The 555-nt window shown below is 77.8% G+C and carries 1 protein-coding gene and 1 pseudogene; both read right to left on the bottom strand.

What is annotated here, in order from left to right; translation table 11 throughout:
• Positions 1 to 309: pseudogene (locus HMPREF3086_RS04555) on the bottom strand (hypothetical protein); the annotation flags it as partial.
• Positions 287 to 555, bottom strand: a 269-nt coding sequence (locus HMPREF3086_RS04560) for a hypothetical protein (protein WP_210401837.1), incomplete at its 5' end; no start/stop codon positions are given. The gene HMPREF3086_RS04560 and the pseudogene HMPREF3086_RS04555, both read right to left, overlap by 23 nt.

Consider the following 555-nt stretch of genomic DNA (forward strand, 5'->3'; position numbering starts at 1 on the left):
CGCCTCTGCGGCGGCCCACCCGGTCACCGCGCGGGCGAGCCGACTCCCCTCGACCCTGAGCACATCGGCCACGAAGAGGCAGTTCCCGGAGAGCATCAGCGCCTCGACGGCGGCATCGGCGGCCTCGCCGCGGGCCCGTTCCCCCGCCCGGCCCGACCACTCCCCGTCTGTCGCGCGCCCGCCGAGCCTGCGGGCGACCGAGTCCAGGTCCTCGGCGGAATCCGCGATCCGTCGGCCCACCTCCGCCGCCCGCGCGGCCGCCAGGTCGATCGCCGCGACCAGTCCGTCAGCCCCCTGCGCCGGCGACACGACCGGCCACCTCCTCGTCGGCCGCCGTCAGCAGGCCCGCCGACCGCGCCATCCCGTCCGCCGACCGCTCCGTCTCCTCCGCGAGGTCGCGGGACCGGCGGGCGAGCAGCGCCGCACACTCGGCGAGCGCGCCGCCGCTGAGTAGTCCACCGACGCCACCTGCCTGTGCTGCGGACGCCACCGCGGACGCCTCCTCGAGCGCCGCGCTCAGCGACACCGCTCCCTCTGCCAACTCCCGCCCGGCCT

Source organism: Dietzia sp. HMSC21D01, from assembly GCF_001815995.1.
GTDB classification, from domain to species: Bacteria; Actinomycetota; Actinomycetes; order Mycobacteriales; family Mycobacteriaceae; genus Dietzia; species Dietzia cinnamea.